We start from the raw sequence: 21,175 nt of genomic DNA, 5'->3' as shown, positions 1-21,175 counted from the left end.
CAACTGGCAACTGGTTTGAGTTTTTCAATATTGCGGCCCCGGATTCCCGCGTTGCTTCATCCGGGCTACGAGTGTGGACGTTGCGGGATATGGATACATAAAGAGCCAGGAACATGACTACATTGCAAATCACCCCAATCGGCGCCGCGCTGGGCGCCATCATCGAAGGCGTCAATCTGGCCGAGCCATTGTCAGAAGGGCATTTCGCTGCCTTGAAAGATGCGCTGTTGCAGTACCAGGTCTTGTTCTTTCGCGAACAGCCACTGACTCCACTGCAGCAACGCAACTTTGCCCGCCACTTTGGTGATCTGCATATTCATCCGATCTACCCGAACGTGCCAGACACGCCCGAAGTGCTGATTCTGGATACTCACGACCAGAATCTGCCCGATAACGACAACTGGCATACCGACGTCACTTTCATTGAAACACCACCGTTGGGCGCGATCCTGGCCGCCAAACAATTGCCGCCAACGGGGGGCGATACATTGTGGGCGAGCGGCACCGCTGCTTACGAGGCGCTCTCCGCACCGCTGCAAAACTTGCTGGATGGCCTGACGGCTACCCACGACTTTGGCAAGTCTTTCCCGGAAACGCGCTTTGCCGTGAGCGAAGAGGTGTATGCGCAATGGCATGCCAGCCGTGCCAGACATCCGCCGATTACCCATCCAGTGATTCGCACTCACCCGCAAACCGGCAAGAAAGCGCTGTTTGTGAATGATGGTTTTACCACCCGCATCAACGAACTCAGCGCGCGGGAAAGCCAGGCACTGCTGGACTTTTTGTTTGCGCATATCGCTCGGCCCGAATTCACCCTGCGTTGGCGCTGGCAAGAAAACGACGTGGCTTTCTGGGATAACCGCATTACCCAGCACTATGCGGTGGCCGATTATTTGCCGCACCGGCGCATCATGCATCGCGCCACCATCCTGGGTGACAAGCCATACTGAGTTTCTAGTTACTTTTTTTGGGGGGATGACGCGAAGCGATGCGAACTCAGGCGTAGGGTTTGACGCCAACCAGCTGGTCGGCGGTCACGAAGTGGTAGCCGCGGGATTTCAGGCTGGGCACGATCTGGTCGACCACTTCCACCACGTTATCCAGTGTCACCGGCCCTTCGTGCAGTAGAACAATCGATTGCGGATAAGCCTGACGTAACACTTGTTCGGTCACTTCAATGGCGCGTTCGGGTGCTGTCGGGTTTTCCCAGTTTCGCGGGTCAATGGACCAACCCATGACCCGGAAATCGTGCTCCACCAGAATACGCAATTGTTCTGGTGTCAGTTCGGCATAGGGCGGCCGAAACAGGCGTGGGCGAATGCCGGCCAGACGCTGGAATTCATCATCAGTCCGCTGAATTTGCTGCAGCCAGAAGTCCATCACCGACAGGGATTCGGCATGCGGGTGATCCCACGACAGATTGCCAATGGTGTGCCCGTCTGCCAGCGCTTGGCGCAGTAACTGGTGATTACGGGCCAGTTGGTCGCCTTGCCAGAAGAAGGTCGCAGGAATTCGATGCACCCGTAGCATATCCAGCAGCGCCGCGGTGGTGGCAGCGGGGCCATCACTGAAAGTCAGTGCTACGCCCAAGCCACGGCCGCTGCCCTGATAAAAACAGTGGGCAGGATATTGCTCGGCAAACCGGCGCGCACGGGCGAGATCCAGTTCCTGCTGGTACATCTTCTTGCGTCCTGATGGTCTTGATCGCTGAGGTGCTACAACGTTACGTACGGGCTTGCGAATACCCGGGATGCATCCGCAAGCCGTAAAGGCGACAAACGGTGTTTTGTTATGCAGGCCGATTCGGTGGTCAGACTTGTTTTGCCACCGGCAGAGTCAGTACGGCGACGGCACCGACAGAGCCATTTTCCAATCGTAGCTTGCCGCCATGTTTTTGCGCGATATTGCGCGCAATCGCCAATCCCAGCCCGACTCCCCCGGTTTCACGGGAGCGCGAATTCTCAACCCGAAAGAACGGGTCAAACACGCTTTCGAGCAGATTGGCCGGAACGCCCGGGCCACCGTCGCTCACCCGAACTTCCACCTGTTTGCCGACCAAGGTGGCTTCTACCCTGGCGTATTCGCCGTACTTGACCGCGTTATCCATCAGGTTGGCGATACAACGCTTGAGCGAGCTCACGCTGGCTTGCACCGTCGCGCCGGTGTGCCCGGCAAAAGACACGTCTTGCCCCGCGTCGGCGGCGTCGGCGCAGAGCGTTTCCAGCAAGGAATCGATATCAATGTTCTGGAAGGTCTCGACCGAATTCATGCTGCGGGCAAAATCGAGGCCTTCGCGCACCATTTGCTGCATGGCGGCCAGGTCGCCCAGCAATTGCTTGCGCAGGGTTTCGTCATTCACCTTTTCCAGCCGCAGTCGCAGCCGGGTGAGCGGCGTTTGCAGGTCATGCGCAATGGCTGACAGCATGAACATGCGCTGCTCGATATGCCGCCGAATCTGTACTTGCATGCCGTTGACCGCAGCAATGGCGTGGCGGATTTCGCTCGGGCCTTCTTCGGGCAGTGGCGGGCGATCGATATTGCGTCCCAACTCTTCGGCCAGATAGGTCATGCGGCGCAATGGCTTGACGATCATGCGCGCACCCAGATACGCCAGCAGGGCAATCAGGCTAAAGAACACCAGCCAGTGCCAGGGAAAATTGGTGCGTGGCGGCGGTGGCTGTTCGCCAGGTGGCGGCGCGGACCAACCCAGTGTGAGATGCAATGGCGTGCCATCACTCAACGTCAGGTCAATCAGATGGCAGCTCTGGTGTTCCGGCGATGCCGGTCCGCCACGAAAGAAGCCTGGCGCCATGGTTTCGGGGCGGCGGCATTCAGTATTGGCGCCAGCCTGCCGTAGAACCACGCCTTTGGGCAAGCGGCTGCGTAGCAAGGCGATCAGTGAATCATCTTCCTGTGCTGCCATCGGTTGCGGCGGGCTCAGCGTGGCGTGCAAGCCGATTTGCATGCCTGACTGGGCAATCTGCGTGCGCACACCATCAGGGACCGATTCCATTAATCGCACAAATTGCGCGACGCGTTCGGCTTCGTGCTCGTTACGCATGGTTTGCATGGTTTGCCGGTCTTCGCGCATGGCCAACGAGAAGGTGACAAAAATGGCTACAACAATGCCCAAAGCCAACAGCAGAAATACGCGATTGGTGATCGAACCGAAAAAACGCTGGATCAGTTGCATGCGGACTTTCAATGCTCTACCGCGACACTGGCGGACAGCACGTAGCCTTCGTTGCGCACGGTCTTGATCAGTTGCGGAGCGCGGGCATCATCGCCCAGTTTTTGGCGCAAACGGCTGATTTGCAAATCAATGGAACGTTCAAACGGATCGGCATCGCGGCCTTGCGTCAGATTCAGAATCTGGTCGCGATTAAGGACGCGTTGCGGGTGTTCCAGCAAAATTTTGAGCAAGCGGAACTCACCACCTGACAACATGACCAGCACGCCGTCATGACGCACCAGATGGCGCGCGCGCAGGTCCAGCGTCCAGCCGGCAAAATTCATGGCAATGGCGTCCGGCGCATCCAGATTGGGCGGCAATGCCCACGTCCGGCGCAGCACGGTCCGTACCCGGGCGACCAGTTCACGCGGTTCAAACGGTTTGGTCAGATAATCGTCGGCACCCATTTCCAGGCCCAAAATGCGGTCTACCGGATCGCCGCGTGCGGTCAGGATGATCACCGGCACGGCCGAAGTTGAACGCAGGTTACGGCACAAGGTCAAGCCGTCTTCACCGGGTAGGGTGAGGTCAAGCACTACCAGATCAACTTTGCTGGTTTCCAGGGCCCGCTGCATGGCAGTGCCGTCTGCCGCCATCACGGTGCGAAAACCGTGGGAGTCCAGATAGTCGGCCAGCAGGGTACGGATTTCCTGGTCGTCATCGACCACCAGAATGCGCGAAGGGTTTTGGGTTTCCATGGAGGGCCATTATGTCAAAGCTGCACGGCGGCACACGCCAGGTTTGTATCTTCAAGTATCAATTACGCCAATTTTCGCCCGCTGATACAAAGCGGGCTGCAGATTGCAAGCGCTGATACAAAATACTCATTCGTCATATTTCGGACGGTGGGACTTCCAGCTTTGCACCGTGCAATTCACGGGTTTCACCATGGCGCAGCACAAAAAACTCGCCGGGAGCCAGACCTTGTTCCTCGCAAGCAATCGCCAGATCGGCTCTGGGTTGGTCCAGCGGCTCATCGGTTAGCTCAAAAGTGCCCCAGTGAATGCCCATGGAGAGGCGCGAGCGCAATTCACGATGTATCCGCACCGATTCCTCCGGATTGACGTGCTGGTTCTGCATAAACCAGCGCGGCTCATAGGCGCCTACGCCAATGGCGGCGAAATCGAAACCATCGAAACGCTCGGCGATATCACCAATGTCTTTTGAATAACCCAGATCGCCCGAGAAAAAGAAGCGAAAGCCGTCGACTTCGAGCACCCAGGCGCCCCACAGCGTGGCGTTGCGGTCCAGCGGCGTGCGGGCACTCCAGTGCTGCACCGGGACGAAAGTCAGCGTGGCTTTGCCAGCTTGCGCGGTTTCCCACCAATCCAGATAGATCAAACGCTCGGCCGGTAGGTGTGGCAACTTGCGCTTCATCCAGGCATCCATGCCCAGGGCGACGGCAAAGGTGGGCGGACCGCCAGCCTGGCGTGACAAGGCCATCACACTGGCGTGGTCCAGATGGTCATAGTGGTTATGCGAAATCAGTACCAGATCAATATGTGGCAGCTCGGCCAAAGCCACGCCGGGCGGCTGATGGCGCTTGGGGCCTGCAAAGGGCACCGGCGAACAGCGTTCGGAAAACACCGGGTCAGTCAAAATATTGAGCCCGGCTACCTGTAGCAACAGCGTGTTATGGCCGATCCAGGTGACGGCAGGGGCGTCGTGGCGCTGGTGGATAAAGTCCAGATGCGGCGCGATAGCGGACAAATCAGTTGTGGGAGGTGGCGGCAGATTGTGCGCTTTGCGTTCGGCCCGCCAGCGCCGCAGATCATCGGCAGAAGGGCGGCCGTGCGGGTAACGGTTGCGAAATCCCGTTGGCGTATGATGTGGTTTGGCCGGGTCGAAATGAATATTGCGATGCGGATTGCCGGTTAGTGCGGTCAACGCCAGTGCCAGCGTTCTTCTCATCCATGTCATAGGGGGCGGCCTGCTCCAGCAGTGGTGATTTGGGGGCGGGGCTATAAATATCCGGCTGGTGCCCCGATCTGTAGTTGGGCGCATTTCGCGGAAAAAGTTCGCGGCCAGCACCGCGTTGGCCTACCCAGAGTGACTTGCATTGCAAAACCGATGAATTATCTTGCGCATCTTTTACTTGCTGGACCGGCACCGGCCTATCGGCTGGGTGGGCTGCTGGGCGATTTTGTCAAAGGCCCCTTGCCGGGTCAGCTGGCAGAGCCGCTTGCGGCAGGGGTTGCCCTGCATCGCAGTATTGACGTATTTGCGGATGAACACCCGGCTTTTCTGGCCAGCCGGGCACGGGTAAGCGCGCTACGGCGGCGCTACTCGGGAATCATGGTCGACATGTTTTATGACCACTTTCTGGCCGCGCGCTGGAGCGAATTCAGTGATCAGGCACTGCCGGATTTTGCCAACGACACTTACACCTTGCTGCGGGCGAATCAAACCGTACTGCCGGAAAGGCTGGCGCAGATACTGCCCCATATGCAGCAATACGACTGGCTCACGTCGTACCGCGAGGTGGCATCGATTACTCGCGCTATCGACAATATGGCGACGCGGCGTTTGTCCCGGCCTAATCCCATGGTGGGCGGCGGCGAGGAACTCATCGAGCAATATCAAGGGTTTGAAGCGGATTTTCTGGCGTTCTGGCCCGACGTTTTGAGCCACAGCGAGCAGTGGCGGCGGGCGTACACTCGCAACGGGCTGCCACTGTAGGCGGTGCAATCCGCCGCCATCAATGCTGTTACAAGCCCTTGAACGTGGCCTGCAACAACAACAAATCGCGCCACGCCTTGGCTTTGTCTGGCAAGTTACGCAGCAAATATGCCGGGTGATAGCTCACCACTACCGGTACGCCTTGATAGTGATGCAAAGTGCCGCGCAAAGAACTGATCGGCGCGTCGGTTTGCAGCAAGGTCTGGATGGCAAAGCGGCCCACGGCAAAGATCACTTTGGGTTTGACCAGTTCTACCTGGCGGCGCAAGTACGGTGAGCACTGCGCGACTTCTTCCGGCAACGGGTTGCGGTTGTTGGGCGGACGGCATTTAAGCACATTGGCGATATACACCCCTTCACCGCGCTGCTCGCCTATGGCCTTGAGCATATTGTCCAGCAACTGCCCGGCGGCACCCACAAATGGCTCGCCTTGCAGGTCTTCTTGCTGGCCTGGTGCTTCGCCAATCACCATGATGTCGGCGTTGGCGTTACCCACACCGTAAACCGTGTTGTTGCGACCTTCGCATAGCTTGCATGCGGTACAGCCTTTGACGGACTGCTGCAGCGCATGCCAATCCATCTGGCCGATTTCCAGACTGCGGGCATCGGGCTCGGCTGTGACCAATGGCGCGGGTGTGGCGCGGGCGCTGGTTTCGGGTACAACGGGGATGGATGGCGCTGCGCGGACCGGTCGTGCAGATTCTGCAACGGGTGCTTGTGGTTGAGCCTGGGTAACAACTGGCGCAGCGTGCGTGGCGGTTACCGGCGTATTTGCCGATGGCGTGACGGCAGTTGGCTGCAGGGCAGCGGTGACTGCTTCAGCTGCTAATGCGGCTTCTTCCAGTTTGAAGGCCTGCAGTCGTTCGCGGTCTACCCAAAGTGGCGTAAAGCCCATTTCGTGCAGAATCTGTTCACGCCGACCCATCAGGCAGCTCCGGTTAAATCAAAAGTATAGAGTACCGCATCTTCGCGCCCGCCACCGGGTACCGGATAGTAGCCTTTACGCAAGCCAGTGGCGGTAGCACCCAGCTTTTCGTACAAAGTCCGCGCGGGTTGATTGCCCACGCGCACTTCCAGAAACAGACTGCGCGCACCTTTGGTCTTTAGCTGATCAATCAATCCGCCCAGCAAACGCTGGCCCAAGCCCTGGCGTTGCTGCCATGGCGCTACTGCAATCAGCAACAGTTCGGCTTCATCCAGCACCAGGCTGGCCACGGCAAAGCCAGCGACTTCGCCGTCCGTTTCCAGTACCAGGCAAGTGTGATTTTCCAGCGAGTCATGCCAATGCCCCAATGCCCATGGGTGGGGATTGGTTTCGGCATCCAGGGCCAGGATGGCATCCAGATCGGCATGATGCAGTTTGCGGATATTCAAGGCTTGGCAACCCGTTCGTGGGTTTTCAGCGCTACTTTGTCGCGCAGGTATAAAAGTTCAGCCTGATCGGCGGGCAAGCCTTTACCGGCATCAAACAATGGCGTGGCCAATGCCAGAATCTCCCGTGCATGCGGAAAGCGATCCGGCACGATACTGGCTATGGCATTGCCCAGTCGCGGCGCCAGTAACGAGCCATAAGCGGCAAAACCGCTACCCAGGCCAATCCAGCCTTCGCCTTCTGGCAGCGGCACTGCATCTGGGTCACAGACCGTCGCGGCCACGGTTTCCAGCCACTGGCCGTCTTGTTTGCGATAAGCCGCGCAATAAACCTGGTTCATGCGCGCATCCAGGCAAACATAAGCTTGTTCGCCTTCACATTGAGCGGCCAGCGCTTGCAAGGTGGAGACACCCAGCAGCGGGATATTCAAACCGAATGCCAGACCCTGGGCGATGCCGCAACCGATGCGCAGGCCGGTAAACGAGCCCGGCCCCATGCCGAAGGCGATACCGCTGATCTCGCTACGCTGTACACCGGTATCTGCCAGCAATTGCTCAATGGCTTGCAGGGTCAACTCGGCATGGCGCTGGCCGACATGCCAGTCGCGCACGGTCAGACCTGCAGTGCCGCCGGATAAAGCGAGCGACAAATGTTCGGTAGAAGTATCAAGAGCAAGATAGGCGGGCATGGATTACGCGCAGGGTGAGCCACGCATGCTGGATGGGCAAGGGCGCGATTTTACCACGCGTAGCCTTTATGCCGCAGGCTGTTGGCGCGGCGGTTTTTTAGGGCGGGGGTAGTTCGGCAAATTGCGGCAGCTGGTCGGTAATCTGATGCCACGGCGCCTTGAACGCCACGTAAATGTGGTGATCGGGCTGACGCGATGGAGTATCGGTCAGTGTGCCGATGCGCACGTGTACATACTCACGGCCACGCACGATTGAAAACAGCGGCGACAGGCAAAGCGCGCAATGGGCATCGTAGCCCTCGGCGCTTTCATCCTGGTGGCGCACATGTTCCGCGCCTTGGGTCAGCTGAAGTTTGCCAGTTTTGATGCCGGCATAGGTGTTGAATGCCGATCCAGTACGGCGCCGGCAGCGGATGCAGTGGCAATAACCGGCGTATTCAAAGGCGTCTTCAACGGTGTAATGGACTGCACCACATAGACATTGGCCATTGAGTTGCATGCTGAATGCTCCCGGATTGCAAAGCTCGATCGGTAAGATTCGGTTACCTGGCGTGTCAGGCCAGCTCAGCCTGTTTACCCAGGGCGATTTCGTAGCGGACATAATCCGTACGCGTGGCCACCTTGTCGTACACCGCCTGCGCCGCTGCGTTGCCAGCATCGGTGATCCAGTAAACGCGAAACCAGTGCTGGGCAATACCCAATTGGCGCACATGCTCAATCAGCGCCGAAGCCACGCCAAGACGGCGCGCGCTGGCGCTGACAAACAAATCTTCCAGATAACAGATGGTTTGCGCACTCCAGGTATGCGGGTGGCAAACAAAGTGGCAAAAACCTAGCAGCTCGCCGGAGTCGCTCACCGCGGCCAGCCCGTGGATGGGCGCATTGGCATCCAGAATGCGCTGCCATGTGGCGGCGGTGACTTGTGGGTCCAGTGTGGCGTCGTATCCGCCGCAATAGACCTGCCAATGAGCAAGCCAGGCGGTGTGATCAGAAGCTTGAAGCGGGCGAATCTGCATGTAAGGACACGGCCGTTTGGGGTAAACGCATACGCTACCCGAGAAGCATAAACCCGGTCAAACGGCCGATGGCGTGGGTGTTACTTGATCAGCGTAACGGGTACCGGTGCCGTCGCGGCCACTTGCGCTGCAACTGAGCCGAGCATGAAGCGATCCAGTCCTTCGTTACCACGCGTGCCCATCACCACTCGCTGGCAATCGTGGTGTGAAGCCTGTTCGCAGATCACGCTGAACGGTTTGCCCAGACGCACTCGCGTGGAGAAGACGACCCCTTTGGCATTGAGCCATTCGATATAGGGCGCCAATACTTCTTCGCCTTGCTGGTGCAGCAGTTGGGTCATCGGTTCCATGCCTTCGATGCCTTCCAGCACCGAGGCATACAGACCCGGTTGCTGCACATTCAAGAGACGCAGTGCCAGATTGGGGTTATGTGCCACCAGACTAGCTGCATGTTCCAGTGCGCGCTGGGCGTTATCCGAGCCATCGACTGGAACCAGAATATTCATATTTGCCATGAGAGTTGCTCCTTGGTCGATAGCGATCAGTTCACCAGCGTGACCGGTACATCGGCCAGATGAACCACTTTGCCCGCCACCGAGCCCAGCAAGAGTGCCGCTGCCGCGCCACGACCGCGCGTGCCCATGAAGATCTGGCTGGCGTCGACTTTGTGGCTGGTTTCGATCACGGTTTCGGCCACGGGCCCAATCATTAAACGTTGCTCCAGGATGATTCCGGCCCGCTGCACCAGATCAATGGCCGCTGCCATGGCCTTGCGGGCTTCATCACGGGCAATGGCGTACAAACGGTCTTCGCTGATCAGCGCCCGTACCCGGCCTTGCAATGGTGGTTGCACATTGAGTAGTACGACGCGGGTAAATTTTTCGGTATTGCTGAACGCCAGGGCCGCCTGCACAGCACGTAACGCTTGCGGTGAGCCATCGACTGGAATGAGAACGGTAGACATGCGGCTTCCTGAGCTGGAGATGAAGCTTTCAATAGCTCATCATATAAAGATGCTGGCTTGATGTCGCGTCGTTACTTGGGCAAAAGTGTTGGCAATAGTCGCTTGACGTTCTTGTAATCAAAGAGACAAAAAATGGATAAGAAAAGACCCGCCGAAGCGGGTCTTTTTTGATGCTGTCGAAGATGCTGGATCAGCGTTTGCTAAACACCATACTACCGTTGTCGATATCCACGGCGATGGTGTCTTTGGCCCCAAACTCGCCACTCAACAGCTTTTTGGCCAGCGGGTTTTCGATATCGGTCTGGATCGCCCGTTTGAGCGGGCGCGCACCATACACCGGATCGAACCCGGCATCGGCGATCATATCCAGCGCCGCATCGCTCACTACCAAGCCCATCTCCATCTGCGCCAACCGCTGTTGCAACCGGTCCAGTTGTACGCGAGCGATATTGCGAATCTGCAATTGGTCGAGCGCGTGGAACACCACCACCTCGTCGATCCGGTTCACAAACTCGGGCCGGAAGTGCAATTTGACCTCAGCCATCACCGCCAGCTTCACCACCTGATAATCGTTTTCCGCCATCGCCTGGATTTGTTGCGAGCCCAGGTTGGACGTCATCACGATCACGGTGTTTTTGAAGTCGACCGTGCGGCCTTGGCCATCGGTCAGGCGGCCATCGTCGAGCACTTGCAGCAAGATGTTGAACACATCCGGGTGCGCCTTTTCGACTTCGTCCAGCAAGATCACGCTGTACGGTTTGCGCCGCACGGCCTCGGTCAGATAACCGCCTTCTTCGTAACCCACGTAGCCAGGAGGCGCGCCAATCAAACGCGCCACCGAGTGTTTCTCCATGAACTCGCTCATGTCGATGCGGATCAAATGATCTTCCGCATCAAACAGGAACTCGGCCAGAGCTTTGGTCAGCTCGGTTTTACCGACACCAGTTGGTCCGAGGAACAGAAACGAACCATAAGGCCGGTTCGGGTCGGCCAGGCCTGAGCGCGAGCGGCGGATGGCGTCGGAAACCAGTCGCACGGCTTCGTTCTGGCCGATCACGCGTTTGTGCAGCACGTCTTCCATGCCCAGCAGCTTGTCGCGTTCACCTTGCATCATGCGGCTGACCGGAATGCCGGTCGAGCGGCTGACCACCTCGGCAATTTCTTCTGCGCCTACTTGCGTGCGCAACAAACGATTTGGCTTATCCTGGCCTTCGGCTGCTTCGGCGACCTTCAACTGCGCCTCAAGCTCGGGCAACTTGCCGTATTGCAACTCGGACGCTTTGTCCCACTCGCCCCGGCGGCGGGCGGCATCCATGGCTAGCTTGACCTGTTCAAGTTCCTCACGAATCGCCTGGCTACCCAGAACGGCGGCTTTCTCGGCTTTCCAGATTTCTTCCAGATCCGAGTATTCCTTGCCCAGCGTGCCAATCTCATCCTCGATCAACGCCAGGCGGCGGCGAGAGGCTTCGTCTTTCTCTTTTTTTACGGCTTCGCGTTCGATCTTGAGCTGGATGATACGGCGGTCGAGCTTGTCCATCGACTCCGGTTTGGAGTCGATTTCCATCTTGATCTTGGCCGCAGCTTCATCGATCAAGTCGATTGCTTTGTCGGGCAAGAAGCGGTCGGTGATATAGCGGTGGCTCAGTTCGGCTGCCGCCACAATCGCCGGGTCGGTGATCTCCACCCCGTGGTGAATCTCATATTTCTCCTGCAGCCCGCGCAGGATGGCGATGGTGTCTTCCACGCTCGGTTCATCGACCAGCACTTTCTGGAAGCGCCGTTCCAGCGCGGCGTCTTTCTCGATGTATTTGCGGTATTCATCCAGCGTGGTCGCGCCAATGCAATGCAGCTCGCCGCGAGCCAGCGCGGGCTTGAGCATATTGCCCGCGTCCATTGCACCTTCTGCTTTACCAGCGCCAACCAGCGTGTGCAGCTCATCGATAAAGATAATCGTCGAGCCTTCATCCTTGGCCAGTTCGTTCAGCACGGCTTTCAGGCGTTCTTCAAACTCGCCGCGATACTTGGCCCCAGCCAGCAGAGATGCGAGGTCCAGCACCAGCAGGCGCTTGTGTTTGAGCGAATCGGGTACTTCGCCTTCGATAATCCGTTGTGCCAGGCCTTCCACAATGGCGGTCTTGCCCACGCCAGGTTCACCGATCAATACCGGGTTGTTCTTGGTGCGGCGTTGCAATACCTGAATGGCGCGACGGATTTCGTCATCACGGCCAATGACCGGGTCCAGCTTGCCTTGGCGGGCACGCTCGGTCAGATCCAGGCAGTATTTATTGAGTGCTTCGCGGTTCTGTTCAGCGTCGGCACTATCCACCGAACCGCCGCCGCGCACGGCATCAATCGCCGCTTCAATGGCTTTCTTGTTGCCACCTTGTTGCTTGAGCAGTTTGGCTGCATCGCTCTTGTCATCAGCCAGCGCCAGGATGAACGAATCACTGGAGATAAACTGATCGCCGCGTTTGCTGGCGGTTTTGTCGGTCAGGTTCAGCAGGTTGGACAGATCTCGCGAGACGGTGATCTCGCCGCCGTTGCCTTCCACCTTGGGCAGGCGGTCAATCGACTCTTGCAGCGCCTGCTTGAGCGGCTGCACGTTGACGCCAGCGCGGGCGAGCAGGGCGCCGACGCCGGATTCATTGTCGTTGAGCAAAGCCAGCAGCAAATGCTGTGGCTCGATATAGCTGTTGTCGTTGCCGAGCGCCATGCTTTGGGCGTCGGCGAAGGCTTGCTGAAATTTGGTTGTGAGTTTGTCAAAGCGCATGGTGGCCCTCTCTAAATGTGCGTTATTGCACAAAAGATGGGCACCAATAACCTCATTTCAAGCGCGGCGTGATGCGGAATTTTTTTCCGCTGAAAGGCGGGGCAGTATTGAAAAGTTGTTGATAGGAAAGGGGTTGTAGGCACGTTATGCAGGCTATCAAATATAGTCACGGCATCGCATTCAAATCTGGCTGCCGCTTCAATATTTCCCGGCTCTCTGCTTCATTGATTTTTTCAATATCAACGTTGTACAGCAACGTTAGCACGATACGATGCCCGGTCGTCACTGCTTGGGCCAGAGCCCTATGCGATGCACGAAATCCATCTGGACTGCCTTTACGATATGGCTTGTTCGCCAATAGATTTGCGACATTCCTACGATAGTGTTTTAGCGGTCGGCTGCTGCCGCCCTTTGCTTTTCCTACATAGCTGTGCAGCAATTTTCCTGTATCCAGATCAATAATTTCCCAGAGATAAAGCAGCGGTCTTGTCTGATCAACATTTTGAGAAAGAAAGACAAAGTCCATTGCAAGTCACTGAAATAAGTTAAATTTTAAGATCGAAAGGGCGGTGCGGTGTTGCTTATCACACTTCAGGCTGCTCTTGTATTCTTCAAGCTTGGCTCTTGCGCCAGGCCAGCTTATCCGCCAGCGTCACCACGTTCCCCACGATGATGAGGGCAGGCGGCTTGATGCCTGCGGCTTCAATCAAATGGGGCAGGGTACTCAAGGTGCCAATCACTGTTTTCTGTTGCGGCGTGGTGGCCTGCTGCACGATGGCAACGGGCGTATCCGCGGTGCGGCCGTGGGCAATCAGTTGCTCGCAAATGCGGGGTGCCTGTTTGACGCCCATGTAAATCACGATGGTTTCGTTGGGATTGGTCAACCTTGGCCAGTCCAGTTCAATTTCGCCGGCGCGGCGGTGGCCGGTGACAAACGTCACCGACTGCGCATAATCACGGTGGGTCAGCGGAATCCCGGCATAGCACGATGCGCCGGCGGCCGAGGTAATCCCTGGCACCACTTCAAAGCTCACGCCGTTTTCGGCCAGTTCTTCGATCTCTTCACCGCCACGGCCAAAGATGAACGGATCGCCCCCTTTAAGCCGGAGCACGGTTTTGCCTTGCTGCGCCAGCTTGACCAGCAGGCGGTTGATTTCTTCTTGCGGCAGCGCGTGGTTGTCGGCTTTCTTGCCCACGTAAATGCGTTCGGCATCGCGCCGGACCAGTTCCAGAATCGCCGGAGAGACGAGATTGTCGTAAAGCACCACATCGGCTTTCTGCATCAACCGTAAAGCACGGAAAGTGAGCAAATCCGGATTGCCGGGACCGGCGCCGACCAGATACACCGCGCCTTGTTGCAGGCTGGCGCTGTCGGCTGCGGCCAGCGTGGTTTGCAGGCTTTGCGTGGCACCAACCTCATCACCGGCCAGCGCGCGTTCTGCTGCGGGTCCGTCCAGTGCGACTTCCCAAAAGCGCCGGCGCGCACGTTCGTCATCACCAAATTTCTGTTTTACGGCATCACGCAAATTACCCGCCAGCCTGGCCAGCGTGCCGTAGCCGTGGGGCAACCATGCTTCGATGCGCGCACGGATCAAGCGGGCCAGCACCGGGGCCTGGCCGCCGGTGGAGATGGCAATCTGCAAAGGCGAGCGATCAACCATGGACGGCACAATAAATCGGCACAGCGCCGGGTCATCCACCACGTTGACCAGAATGCCACGTTGCTCACAGGCATCGAACACCAGGCGATTGACCTCGCGATCATTGGTGGCGGCAATCACGACGCGGTGGCCGATCACATCGTCGGTCAGGAAAGTACGTGCCGTGTGTGTGATTTTGTCTTCAGCCGCAAATTGCGCCAGTTCCGCGACCACCTTAGGCGCAATGACGTGTAACTGCGTGCCAGCGGCCAGCAGCATGCGGGCTTTGCGTAACGCGACTTCGCCGCCGCCCACAATCAGGCTGCGTTGCTGGTGAAGGTCCAAAAACAGGGGAAAGTAATCCATGGTTTACCCGGGGCTTGTTCCGGTCGCAGGTTTGGTAGCGACATCCATTCAATCAGTACAATCGCATACTGATCGGGATCAAAGTGCAGCTATAACTGCTGTTTTAGCCTGCACCTGCGTAATTTGTCAGTACATCACAATTTTTTTGATATTGAGCTCGGGTTGATCTTTAACCCGTAGCCTCTAAACTGCGGCGCAAGAAGCTGTAGTGGCATTTATCCAGTATCAAGCCCGCTAGTTTAACCCTGAAACCGCCCGCGCCGTGCCGGGTAAAAGGAATCACCATGCTGATCCGCAGTGCGCTTGTTTCCCTTGTGTTGTTCGCGCTGGCCACGCCTGCGCTTGCCGTGGACCCGCAAGACCTGGCCAAGAGCAAAAACTGCTTTGCCTGTCATGCGCTGGATAGCAAGCTGGTCGGCCCGGCCTGGAAGGACGTGGCGGCCAAGTTCAAAACCCAGAAGGGCGCGGCAGACATGCTGGCAGGCAAGATCAAAAACGGCAGCCAGGGTACTTGGGGCGCCGTGCCAATGCCGCCCAATGCGGTGAGTGATGCGGAAGCCAAGCAACTGGCACAGTGGATATTGACCCGCAAATACTGAGGGCGACGAGGAGTGAGGCGCTGCATGCCTTCCTGGTTCGTCATCCCCGCGCAGTCGGGGATCCAGTGAGGCCTTCGAGGCAGTCATAGTGAACGAAGCTAAAGTACACCCTCCTGAGCGGTGATGAGGCAGCATTCAGTCATCATCACCTGTAAACAAAAGCCGGACGCTCTTACATCCGGCTTTTTTTATTCGCGTCGGCCCCGCCAGGCGTCCCTACCAGGGAATCGGCGTGCCGTCGTAATTGAAAAAGTTGCCGCTTTCGCTGGGCTGTGTCTGGTGAATAACCCGCCGCATACCGGCCACGGATTCGGCTGCGGTCACCGAGGCGCCCGGGCCGCCCATATCGGTTTGTACCCAGCCAGGGTGCAGCAGAATAACCGTATGCCGCGGAGCCAGATCCAGTGCCAGGCTTTTCAGCGCAGCGTTGAGCCCGGCTTTGGCGCTGCGATAGTGATACGCGCCGCCGGAGTGGTTGTCTTCAATGCTGCCCATCTTGCTGCTGAGGCTGGCAATTTTTGCGCCCGGGTTTAGGTGTGATAGCAAGGCTTCCACCACTTTGATCGGGGCGATGGTATCGACGGCCAGCGTCTGCAGCCAGATATCGACATCGGTGCGCCCGAGTTGTTGGCGCTCGCCGCCATAAAAACCAGCGTTATTGATCAGCAAATCAATCCGCTCGTCGGCAATCGTTTGCCCCAGCGCCGCGACTTTGGGCCAATCAGTGATATCAAGCAGTAACACGCGCAATTGGTCTGGGTAGCGGGTCTGCAGTTTGGCCAGCGCGGGTGTTATGGTTCTGGCGGTGGCAATGACGCGCCAGTCGTCTTGCAAGAACTGGGTGATGAATTCCAGACCTATGCCACGGCCTCCACCAGTAACGAATACAGTATTCATGACAACCCCGCGTGTTGTTAACGAAGATTCAAAGCAGACAGCAGGATGGACCGCGGCAATGGACAAAGGTGCACGCACGATGAGGGCTGGTCCTCAGAACCGGAATGGTATGCCGAATCTGGCCAGCTACGCACTTGCCTGCGTCTTGTTGGGTACGGCGGCCTCTGGCCAGGCCCAGGTTTACAAATGCCTGGATGATCAGGGCCGGGTCAGTTATGGCGAAATGCCGTGCAAGGGGCAAAAGCAATTGCCGTATGCTGCGGGCTCGGTGACGACCATTGAAGGCATCAAGCCTACCCCTACGCCAATTCCGACCCCAGCCCCGCCAGAGCCGGTGGCTCAGGCAAGGCAAGATGTTCCAGCAGACAATTTGCCCCAGCCCACACCGGACCCCAATCTGCCGGCTGGCGTTAACTGCAATGTAGACAATCCTGGCTATGACTCGGCGTTTTGTTCCCCCCGAAACCTGCGGGGGTTATATGGGCCACCGGTGGTCAATCCATTGCGGGGTCGGCGTTTGTCTCCCTGATTGGCTGGAACCGTTTGCGAATTTACGCGTCAGCTCACTTGCGGGCCGCCAGGCGGTTTGGGGTGAGCTTTTTTACTGTCAGCACAGCCCCACCACGGGTAACATCGCAGCCTTCGGTTTTATCCAGCTATTGAATCAGTTGAATCAGGAATTTTGAATATGCCGTTGTCGCAATTGCAACCGGCGCTGTTGTGGCGTCATTTCCAGACCCTGTGCAGTTTTCCCCGTCCTTCCAAACATGAAGCCGCTTTGCGCGATCATTTGCGTGCCTGGGCCACGGCGCAGGGGCTGGCGCATGAAGTGGATGGAACCGGTAATTTGCTGATCCGCAAACCGGCGACGCCTGGCTTTGAAGATCGCCAGACGGTTGTGTTGCAGGGCCACCTGGATATGGTCACGCAAAAAAATGCAGATACCGCTCACGACTTTTTCAATGATCCGATTCGTCCGCGTGTAGAAGATGGCTGGGTTAAAGCCGATGGCACTACGCTGGGCGCGGACAACGGCATTGGCGTGGCCGCTGGTCTGGCCGTGCTGGAAAGCAAAGACATCGAACATGGTCCGATTGAAGTACTGCTGACGGTGGATGAAGAAGCCGGCATGAGCGGCGTGCAGGGCCTCAAGCCTGGCTGGCTGACCGGCCAGATGCTGTTGAATCTGGATACCGAAGACTGGGGCGAGTTGTACGTGGGCTGTGCCGGCGGCGTGGACGTGACCGTTAGTCGCCCGTTGGCACAAGAGCCGATTCCAGCTGGCATGCAGGTGATCAAGCTGGCGATCAAAGGTTTGCGCGGCGGCCATTCCGGCGTGGATATCCATCTGGAACGTGGCAACGCCAACCGTATTCTGGCGCGCGTTATCAATGACTTGCTGGCTCGGTGTGCCTCACGCCTGGTGTCATTTGAAGGTGGTACGTTACGCAACGCGCTGCCGCGTGAAGCATTTGCCGTGCTGGCTGTGCCGGAAGCCGAGAGTGACCAGATTCAAGCCGTGGTGCGTCGCTGGCAACAACGCCTGAGCCGCGAACTGGCGCGGGTGGATGAAGGCGTGAAACTGAGCGTGGAGCCCGCGCTGGCCGAACATGGTCTGTCCGGGCAGGCCAGCCGCCAGGTTATCGACTTGCTGCAAGCCTTGCCACACGGCGTGTCGCGCTGGAGTCAGGCGGTGCCGGGCGTGGTGGAGTCATCCAACAATCTGGGCGTGGTGCGGGTGGGCGAGGCCGGGTTTAGCGCGGCGCTGCTGGTGCGTTCGCTGACCGATGAAGGACTGGACGACGTGGCCAGCCGCATTGAAGCGATTGCCCGCATGGCCGGTGCGCAAAGCGAACGACATGGCGCATACCCCGGCTGGGCGCCGGATCCGTCGTCTTCTGCATTGAAATTGCTGCGGGATGTCTATCGCGAGCGCTATGGTAAAGAGGCCGTCATCAAGGTCATTCACGCCGGGCTGGAGTGTGGACTGATTGCGGGCAAGTATCCGGCACTGCAAATGGTGTCGTTTGGCCCGACCGTGCGCGGTGCGCATTCCCCCGATGAACGCGTTGAAATCGAAACTGTGGGTTATTTCTGGAATCTGCTGGTCGATGCCTTGAAAGCGGTGCCAAAACGCTGAGGGTGGGCGCCGGTTGGTACCGTTGAAGTTTGTTTGCGTGTTTCTGTACATTCCTGGAGGCAATAGCCATGCCATTTGAAGACAGCAAATCCAAAGTAGCAACGGCGTCAGCCGGTCATTCTCGTCGTGATTTTCTCACCGTCTCCATAGCGACTGGTTTTGCGCTGGCGGTGCGGCCGGTGGCAGCTTCGACCATCATTACCGATTCAACCGGGTTGCAAGCCGGGACCGTGACCATTGCCGTGGCCGGTGGCGACATGCCAGCGTATCGCGCGCAGCCAGCGGCGGCCAAAGGCCCTTTGCCGGTAGTGATCGTGGTGCAGGAAGTGTTTGGTGTGCACGAGCACATTCAGGACGTTTGCCGTCGCTTGGCCAAACTGGGTTATCTGGCAATCGCGCCGGAGCTATACTTCCGGCAGGGTGATCCACGCAAGTACCCCGAAATTGCCGATCTCTTGAAAAACCTGGTTTCCAAAGTGCCGGACGAGCAAGTCATTGCCGATCTGGACGTGACCGTGGCATTTGCCATAGCCAACGGTGGCGACGCTGCCCGCGTTGCGCTGACCGGCTTTTGTTGGGGCGGACGCATTGCGTGGCTGTATGCGGCGCACAATCCGCGCTTGAAGGCAGTGGCGATTTGGTACGGCCAGGTTCTGCAGCCAACTTCGGCCAATAGTCCGAAAAATGCGCTTGATCTGGTCGACAAGATCAACGTGCCGGTGATTGGATTTTTTGGCGGCAAGGATCAAGGCATTACCCAGGAAAACCTGGCCAAAATGCGTGCGGCCATGGATGCTGCCAATAAAACCTTCGAGCTGCATGTTTATCCTGAAGCGGGGCACGGCTTTAATGCCGATTACCGGCCTAGCTACGACGAGGCAGCAGCCAAGGATGCCTGGCAACGCATGCTGGGCTGGTTTCACAAATACGGTGTGTGAGCGCTCAACCGCCCACGAAAAACGGCCACACAGGTGGCCGTTTTTTATTGCGCGTGAGCCAGATATGAAAGCGACTCAAGCTGACCTTGCGGCCATTTTTTCCAGTGCCTCACCGGTAACACGGCAGATGCGCCAGTCCGGCATAACGGTCGCGCCCAGGCCTTCATAAAAAGCGATGGCGTTGGCGTTCCAGTCCAGCACGCTCCATTCAAAACGACCGTAACCGCGCTCGCGGGCGATGCGCGCCAGTTGCAGCAACATGCGTTTGCCAACCCCCAGTCCGCGTGCGTGCGGGCGCACATAAAGGTCTTCCAGATACAGGCTGCGGCGGGTGAGGAAGGTGGAGTAACTTTGCAGGAACAAGGCAAAGGACACCACGCTACCTTCCAGTTCTGCAATCAGGCATTCAATCAGCGGACGATTACCAAACAAATCATCAGTCAGACGTTCGGCACTCATATCCAGCACATGCGTCAGTTTCTCGAATTCGGCCAGTTCGCTGATCATGGCCATGATTTCAGGAACATCGGCAGGTGTAGCGGGGCGGATATGCAAAGCTGAAGACATACAGATAATCCTTTGAATCAAATCATTAATACATAGCAGGGTACTGAAAATACAAAAACAAACGGGCGGTTAAAGCCGCCCGTTTGTTTTATGACCGAAACTGATTTGAATCAGTTCAATCTGGCAATGATGATCACTTGGCGTGATTGATCATGTAATGCGCAGCAGCACGGAATTCATCATCCGAGCCGGTATAGCCGCCTTTAACTGGCATCTGGCCATTGCCGCTCTTCAAGACTTTTTCGATTGCCGCATCGGCGTTGCCACCCAGCTTGGCAGTCCAGGCTGCTTTGTCGCCAAACTTGGGCGAACCCAGCAGGCCAGTGCCATGACATGCCGAACATGTACTTTCGAAAATCTCTTTGCCTTTGACTTCCGGATCAATTGCGCCACCGGCACCACCGGCTGGTTCCGGCGCCACAAACTTGGCGCCCGCATCGTCGGCCATGTAGGCCACGGCACGTTTGACTTCGTCATCGGTCAAATCGGTCGAACCGCCACGCGCTGGCATGGCGTTAAAGCCGTGAATGGCGTGAGTCCACAGGGTTTCAAAGCCCTTGGAGATACGCGGCGCCCATGCGGCGGAATCGCCAAATTTCGGCGAGCCCATCAGGCCCGTGCCATGACAGGAAATACAGACGTTTTCAAAGACCATCTTGCCGCTGCGCGAACCGATCGGGGCGCTATCGACCACCTTGCTGATACCGACCGGTTGCAGGCGCGATTCGATAGCTTGATCGGTCATGGTCATGAGGCCCAGATTCACTCCGCTACCGGAGGTGAACAGCTTGACCACCATGAAGATGAAAAGCGGCACACCTACGAGCGCCGCTACGATGAGGCCAACAAAGCTTTTAACTCCGGAAGCGTTTGAACCACTCATGCTGCCATCCCTTTTAATATCGTGTAGCGAGGTAAATCGTGAAATTGGGCCGAATTATACCGGCAAGGCGGGTGGCGGGAAAGCTGCGTAGACGCTCCGCGGCAAACACGGTATTATCCGTTTCCTCGAAAGACATGCGCCCGTAGCTCAGTTGGATAGAGTATTGGTTTCCGAAACCAAGGGTCACAGGTTCGATTCCTGTCGGGCGCACCAATAAAATCAATTACTTGGCTGGTTTATAGCGCGTTCTGCAGCTAATCCGGGCAAGCCTTTTTCTCCCTCTTTCTGTCCTTATTTTCCCGTAAAAAAATCTATTGTGGCGTGTGCCTTAAATGCCTGAATCAGGTGCGTTTTTGCGCGATTGTGCCCGCTAATCCGGTTTGCTGGCGAGTTTACTTGCATGCGTAAAGGGTTTTGGCTGGTC

At 57.5% G+C, this 21,175-nt stretch carries 23 protein-coding genes and 1 tRNA gene; 7 read left to right on the top strand and 17 right to left on the bottom strand.

The annotated features are described in order from the left end of the window. Nucleotides 1–113 precede the first annotated feature (113 nt). Nucleotides 114–950, top strand: a complete 837-nt coding sequence (gene tauD / locus P4L78_RS17695; protein ID WP_309329490.1) for a taurine dioxygenase — start codon at nt 114–116, stop codon at nt 948–950. A gap of 46 nt (nt 951–996) precedes the next feature. Here the strand turns inward: tauD and P4L78_RS17690 are convergent, their stop codons facing one another. The 4 genes from P4L78_RS17690 to P4L78_RS17675 form a co-directional block, all read right to left on the bottom strand. After that, on the bottom strand, nt 997–1,680 hold the full coding sequence (locus P4L78_RS17690; protein WP_309329488.1) for a polysaccharide deacetylase family protein: 684 nt from the start codon (nt 1,678–1,680) through the stop codon (nt 997–999). A gap of 130 nt (nt 1,681–1,810) precedes the next feature. After that, the gene (locus tag P4L78_RS17685) at nt 1,811–3,193 is read right to left on the bottom strand and encodes a cell wall metabolism sensor histidine kinase WalK (protein ID WP_283150042.1); all 1,383 of its coding nucleotides are present in this window, start codon (nt 3,191–3,193) and stop codon (nt 1,811–1,813) included. Nucleotides 3,194–3,201: 8 nt separating this feature from the next. Further along, nucleotides 3,202–3,930 carry a response regulator gene (locus P4L78_RS17680; protein ID WP_283150041.1) on the bottom strand — a complete coding sequence of 243 codons (729 nt, stop codon included), beginning with the start codon at nt 3,928–3,930 and terminating at the stop codon, nt 3,202–3,204. A gap of 133 nt (nt 3,931–4,063) precedes the next feature. After that, nucleotides 4,064–5,152: an MBL fold metallo-hydrolase gene (locus P4L78_RS17675; RefSeq protein ID WP_283150040.1), complete on the bottom strand. Its 1,089-nt coding sequence runs from the start codon at nt 5,150–5,152 to the stop codon at nt 4,064–4,066. Between the two features lie 150 nt (nt 5,153–5,302). Here P4L78_RS17675 and P4L78_RS17670 point away from each other — a divergent pair, with 150 nt between their 5' ends. Then, nucleotides 5,303–5,911: an ACP phosphodiesterase gene (locus P4L78_RS17670; RefSeq protein ID WP_309329486.1), complete on the top strand. Its 609-nt coding sequence runs from the start codon at nt 5,303–5,305 to the stop codon at nt 5,909–5,911. Between the two features lie 28 nt (nt 5,912–5,939). On the opposite strand, the gene P4L78_RS17665 is transcribed toward P4L78_RS17670, so the two are convergent. The 10 genes from P4L78_RS17665 to cysG all read right to left on the bottom strand — a co-directional run bounded on the left by P4L78_RS17665 (nt 5,940) and on the right by cysG (nt 14,727). Then, complete coding sequence (locus tag P4L78_RS17665; RefSeq protein WP_309329484.1) at nt 5,940–6,836, bottom strand: uracil-DNA glycosylase family protein; 897 nt, start codon at nt 6,834–6,836, stop codon at nt 5,940–5,942. Further along, nucleotides 6,836–7,285 (bottom strand): ribosomal protein S18-alanine N-acetyltransferase, encoded by a 450-nt coding sequence (gene rimI, locus P4L78_RS17660; protein ID WP_283150037.1) that lies wholly within the window; start codon nt 7,283–7,285, stop codon nt 6,836–6,838. Before rimI ends, P4L78_RS17665 begins: the two co-directional genes overlap by 1 nt. Further along, nucleotides 7,282–7,971: a tRNA (adenosine(37)-N6)-threonylcarbamoyltransferase complex dimerization subunit type 1 TsaB gene (gene tsaB, locus P4L78_RS17655; RefSeq protein ID WP_309329482.1), complete on the bottom strand. Its 690-nt coding sequence runs from the start codon at nt 7,969–7,971 to the stop codon at nt 7,282–7,284. Before tsaB ends, rimI begins: the two co-directional genes overlap by 4 nt. A 97-nt stretch (nt 7,972–8,068) precedes the next feature. Then, nucleotides 8,069–8,470, bottom strand: coding sequence for a GFA family protein (locus tag P4L78_RS17650; RefSeq protein ID WP_309329480.1), 402 nt, complete (start codon nt 8,468–8,470; stop codon nt 8,069–8,071). A gap of 55 nt (nt 8,471–8,525) precedes the next feature. Further along, on the bottom strand, nt 8,526–8,987 hold the full coding sequence (locus tag P4L78_RS17645; protein ID WP_309329478.1) for a GNAT family N-acetyltransferase: 462 nt from the start codon (nt 8,985–8,987) through the stop codon (nt 8,526–8,528). An 80-nt stretch (nt 8,988–9,067) separates the two neighbouring features. Further along, entirely contained in the window at nt 9,068–9,502 is a 435-nt protein-coding gene (locus P4L78_RS17640; RefSeq protein WP_309329476.1) for a universal stress protein, read from the bottom strand. Nucleotides 9,503–9,528: 26 nt separating this feature from the next. Then, nucleotides 9,529–9,951, bottom strand: coding sequence for a universal stress protein (locus tag P4L78_RS17635; RefSeq protein ID WP_309329474.1), 423 nt, complete (start codon nt 9,949–9,951; stop codon nt 9,529–9,531). A 190-nt stretch (nt 9,952–10,141) separates the two neighbouring features. Further along, nucleotides 10,142–12,721 (bottom strand): ATP-dependent chaperone ClpB, encoded by a 2,580-nt coding sequence (gene clpB, locus P4L78_RS17630; protein WP_309329473.1) that lies wholly within the window; start codon nt 12,719–12,721, stop codon nt 10,142–10,144. A 166-nt stretch (nt 12,722–12,887) separates the two neighbouring features. Beyond that, complete coding sequence (locus P4L78_RS17625; RefSeq protein WP_283150030.1) at nt 12,888–13,247, bottom strand: hypothetical protein; 360 nt, start codon at nt 13,245–13,247, stop codon at nt 12,888–12,890. An 85-nt stretch (nt 13,248–13,332) separates the two neighbouring features. Then, on the bottom strand, nt 13,333–14,727 hold the full coding sequence (gene cysG / locus P4L78_RS17620; RefSeq protein WP_309329470.1) for a siroheme synthase CysG: 1,395 nt from the start codon (nt 14,725–14,727) through the stop codon (nt 13,333–13,335). A 284-nt stretch (nt 14,728–15,011) separates the two neighbouring features. On the opposite strand from cysG, the gene P4L78_RS17615 reads away from it, so the two are divergent. Further along, nucleotides 15,012–15,326 carry a c-type cytochrome gene (locus P4L78_RS17615; RefSeq protein ID WP_283150028.1) on the top strand — a complete coding sequence of 105 codons (315 nt, stop codon included), beginning with the start codon at nt 15,012–15,014 and terminating at the stop codon, nt 15,324–15,326. Nucleotides 15,327–15,542: 216 nt separating this feature from the next. On the opposite strand, the gene P4L78_RS17610 is transcribed toward P4L78_RS17615, so the two are convergent. Further along, nucleotides 15,543–16,223 (bottom strand): SDR family oxidoreductase, encoded by a 681-nt coding sequence (locus tag P4L78_RS17610; protein WP_309329468.1) that lies wholly within the window; start codon nt 16,221–16,223, stop codon nt 15,543–15,545. A 109-nt stretch (nt 16,224–16,332) separates the two neighbouring features. Here P4L78_RS17610 and P4L78_RS17605 point away from each other — a divergent pair, with 109 nt between their 5' ends. The 3 genes from P4L78_RS17605 (at nt 16,333) to P4L78_RS17595 (ending at nt 19,301) form a co-directional block, all read left to right on the top strand. Further along, nucleotides 16,333–16,752 (top strand): DUF4124 domain-containing protein, encoded by a 420-nt coding sequence (locus P4L78_RS17605; protein WP_309329466.1) that lies wholly within the window; start codon nt 16,333–16,335, stop codon nt 16,750–16,752. Between the two features lie 159 nt (nt 16,753–16,911). Further along, nucleotides 16,912–18,363, top strand: coding sequence for an aminoacyl-histidine dipeptidase (locus P4L78_RS17600; RefSeq protein WP_309329464.1), 1,452 nt, complete (start codon nt 16,912–16,914; stop codon nt 18,361–18,363). 68 nt (nt 18,364–18,431) lie between these two features. After that, complete coding sequence (locus P4L78_RS17595) at nt 18,432–19,301, top strand: dienelactone hydrolase family protein (protein ID WP_309329462.1); 870 nt, start codon at nt 18,432–18,434, stop codon at nt 19,299–19,301. Nucleotides 19,302–19,376: 75 nt separating this feature from the next. Here P4L78_RS17595 and P4L78_RS17590 read toward each other — a convergent pair whose 3' ends face one another. Both P4L78_RS17590 and P4L78_RS17585 read right to left on the bottom strand, forming a co-directional pair. Beyond that, entirely contained in the window at nt 19,377–19,868 is a 492-nt protein-coding gene (locus tag P4L78_RS17590; RefSeq protein WP_309329460.1) for a GNAT family N-acetyltransferase, read from the bottom strand. A 133-nt stretch (nt 19,869–20,001) separates the two neighbouring features. Further along, nucleotides 20,002–20,751 carry a cytochrome c5 family protein gene (locus P4L78_RS17585; RefSeq protein WP_283150023.1) on the bottom strand — a complete coding sequence of 250 codons (750 nt, stop codon included), beginning with the start codon at nt 20,749–20,751 and terminating at the stop codon, nt 20,002–20,004. Nucleotides 20,752–20,887: 136 nt separating this feature from the next. Between P4L78_RS17585 and P4L78_RS17580 the strand changes: the two genes are divergently transcribed. Next, a tRNA-Arg gene (locus P4L78_RS17580) sits at nt 20,888–20,964 on the top strand. Nucleotides 20,965–21,175: the final 211 nt, after the last annotated feature.

It is taken from the genome of Silvimonas sp. (genome assembly GCF_031291215.1).
GTDB classification, from domain to species: Bacteria; Pseudomonadota; Gammaproteobacteria; order Burkholderiales; family Chitinibacteraceae; genus Silvimonas; species Silvimonas soli.
This window is presented reverse-complemented; position numbering and strand designations above follow the sequence as displayed.

What these genes read in the sequence shown, in the direction of transcription:
- tauD (WP_309329490.1), top strand. Translation starts at nt 114, where the DNA reads ATGACTACATTGCAAATCACCCCAATCGGCGCCGCGCTGGGCGCCATC.
- P4L78_RS17690 (WP_309329488.1), bottom strand. Translation starts at nt 1,680, where the DNA reads ATGTACCAGCAGGAACTGGATCTCGCCCGTGCGCGCCGGTTTGCCGAG.
- P4L78_RS17685 (WP_283150042.1), bottom strand. Translation starts at nt 3,193, where the DNA reads ATGCAACTGATCCAGCGTTTTTTCGGTTCGATCACCAATCGCGTATTT.
- P4L78_RS17680 (WP_283150041.1), bottom strand. Translation starts at nt 3,930, where the DNA reads ATGGAAACCCAAAACCCTTCGCGCATTCTGGTGGTCGATGACGACCAG.
- P4L78_RS17675 (WP_283150040.1), bottom strand. Translation starts at nt 5,152, where the DNA reads ATGACATGGATGAGAAGAACGCTGGCACTGGCGTTGACCGCACTAACC.
- P4L78_RS17670 (WP_309329486.1), top strand. Translation starts at nt 5,303, where the DNA reads ATGAATTATCTTGCGCATCTTTTACTTGCTGGACCGGCACCGGCCTAT.
- P4L78_RS17665 (WP_309329484.1), bottom strand. Translation starts at nt 6,836, where the DNA reads ATGGGTCGGCGTGAACAGATTCTGCACGAAATGGGCTTTACGCCACTT.
- tsaB (WP_309329482.1), bottom strand. Translation starts at nt 7,971, where the DNA reads ATGCCCGCCTATCTTGCTCTTGATACTTCTACCGAACATTTGTCGCTC.
- P4L78_RS17650 (WP_309329480.1), bottom strand. Translation starts at nt 8,470, where the DNA reads ATGCAACTCAATGGCCAATGTCTATGTGGTGCAGTCCATTACACCGTT.
- P4L78_RS17645 (WP_309329478.1), bottom strand. Translation starts at nt 8,987, where the DNA reads ATGCAGATTCGCCCGCTTCAAGCTTCTGATCACACCGCCTGGCTTGCT.
- P4L78_RS17640 (WP_309329476.1), bottom strand. Translation starts at nt 9,502, where the DNA reads ATGGCAAATATGAATATTCTGGTTCCAGTCGATGGCTCGGATAACGCC.
- P4L78_RS17635 (WP_309329474.1), bottom strand. Translation starts at nt 9,951, where the DNA reads ATGTCTACCGTTCTCATTCCAGTCGATGGCTCACCGCAAGCGTTACGT.
- clpB (WP_309329473.1), bottom strand. Translation starts at nt 12,721, where the DNA reads ATGCGCTTTGACAAACTCACAACCAAATTTCAGCAAGCCTTCGCCGAC.
- P4L78_RS17625 (WP_283150030.1), bottom strand. Translation starts at nt 13,247, where the DNA reads ATGGACTTTGTCTTTCTTTCTCAAAATGTTGATCAGACAAGACCGCTG.
- cysG (WP_309329470.1), bottom strand. Translation starts at nt 14,727, where the DNA reads ATGGATTACTTTCCCCTGTTTTTGGACCTTCACCAGCAACGCAGCCTG.
- P4L78_RS17615 (WP_283150028.1), top strand. Translation starts at nt 15,012, where the DNA reads ATGCTGATCCGCAGTGCGCTTGTTTCCCTTGTGTTGTTCGCGCTGGCC.
- P4L78_RS17610 (WP_309329468.1), bottom strand. Translation starts at nt 16,223, where the DNA reads ATGAATACTGTATTCGTTACTGGTGGAGGCCGTGGCATAGGTCTGGAA.
- P4L78_RS17605 (WP_309329466.1), top strand. Translation starts at nt 16,333, where the DNA reads ATGCCGAATCTGGCCAGCTACGCACTTGCCTGCGTCTTGTTGGGTACG.
- P4L78_RS17600 (WP_309329464.1), top strand. Translation starts at nt 16,912, where the DNA reads ATGCCGTTGTCGCAATTGCAACCGGCGCTGTTGTGGCGTCATTTCCAG.
- P4L78_RS17595 (WP_309329462.1), top strand. Translation starts at nt 18,432, where the DNA reads ATGCCATTTGAAGACAGCAAATCCAAAGTAGCAACGGCGTCAGCCGGT.
- P4L78_RS17590 (WP_309329460.1), bottom strand. Translation starts at nt 19,868, where the DNA reads ATGTCTTCAGCTTTGCATATCCGCCCCGCTACACCTGCCGATGTTCCT.
- P4L78_RS17585 (WP_283150023.1), bottom strand. Translation starts at nt 20,751, where the DNA reads ATGAGTGGTTCAAACGCTTCCGGAGTTAAAAGCTTTGTTGGCCTCATC.